General features: G+C 51.6%; 1 rRNA gene. It reads left to right on the forward strand.

Features of this window, described 5'->3' with window-relative positions:
* Nucleotides 1-1429 (forward strand): 23S ribosomal RNA (locus AAIL67_RS24655); the annotation flags it as partial.
* Between the last annotated feature and the right edge of the window lie 24 nt (nucleotides 1430-1453).

Genomic DNA, 1453 nt, shown 5'->3' on the forward strand with positions numbered 1-1453 from the left:
GTTGGTTCAAGCGTGTAGTCGTGCTCTTTAGGCAAATCCGGAGAGCTAAGATGAGGCGTGATAACGAGTCTGCTTGCAGACGAAGTGAGTGATACCCTGCTTCCAGGAAAAGCCACTAAGCTTCAGCTATTGACGACCGTACCGCAAACCGACACTGGTGCGCGAGATGAGTATTCTAAGGCGCTTGAGAGAACTCAGGAGAAGGAACTCGGCAAATTGACACCGTAACTTCGGGAGAAGGTGTACCCCAAGTAAGTGAAGTTGTACAAATGGAGCTCAAAGGGGTTGCAAAAAATTGGTGGCTGCGACTGTTTAATAAAAACACAGCACTCTGCAAACACGAAAGTGGACGTATAGGGTGTGACGCCTGCCCGGTGCTGGAAGATTAAATGATGGGGTGCAAGCTCTTGATTGAAGTCCCAGTAAACGGCGGCCGTAACTATAACGGTCCTAAGGTAGCGAAATTCCTTGTCGGGTAAGTTCCGACCTGCACGAATGGCGTAACGATGGCCACACTGTCTCCTCCTGAGACTCAGCGAAGTTGAAATGTTTGTGATGATGCAATCTCCCCGCGGAAAGACGGAAAGACCCCATGAACCTTTACTGTAGCTTTGTATTGGACTTTGAACGGATCTGTGTAGGATAGGTGGGAGGCTTTGAAGTGCGGTCGCTAGATCGCATGGAGCCGACGTTGAAATACCACCCTGGTGCGTTTGAGGTTCTAACCTGGATCCATTATCTGGATCGGGGACAGTGCATGGTAGGCAGTTTGACTGGGGCGGTCTCCTCCCAAAGCGTAACGGAGGAGTTCGAAGGTACGCTAGTTACGGTCGGACATCGTGACGATAGTGCAATGGCATAAGCGTGCTTAACTGCGAGACTGACAAGTCGAGCAGATGCGAAAGCAGGACATAGTGATCCGGTGGTTCTGTATGGAAGGGCCATCGCTCAACGGATAAAAGGTACTCTGGGGATAACAGGCTGATACCGCCCAAGAGTTCATATCGACGGCGGTGTTTGGCACCTCGATGTCGGCTCATCTCATCCTGGGGCTGTAGTCGGTCCCAAGGGTATGGCTGTTCGCCATTTAAAGAGGTACGTGAGCTGGGTTTAAAACGTCGTGAGACAGTTTGGTCCCTATCTTCCGTGGGCGCTGCAGATTTGAGGAAGCCTGCTCCTAGTACGAGAGGACCGGAGTGGACACACCTCTGGTGTACCTGTTGTCACGCCAGTGGCATCGCAGGGTAGCTAAGTGTGGAAGAGATAACCGCTGAAAGCATCTAAGCGGGAAACTCGTTTCAAGATGAGATCTGCCGGGGCCTTGAGCCCCCTGAAGGGTCGTTGTAGACCACGACGTTGATAGGCTGGGTGTGGAAGCGCAGTAATGCGTTAAGCTAACCAGTACTAATTGCCCGTGCGGCTTGACCCTATAACTTTGGGTAAGCCTGGAAAA

The sequence above is a fragment of the Comamonas sp. A7-5 genome (assembly GCF_039581385.1).
In the GTDB taxonomy this organism is placed as follows: Bacteria; Pseudomonadota; Gammaproteobacteria; order Burkholderiales; family Burkholderiaceae_C; genus Comamonas; species Comamonas thiooxydans.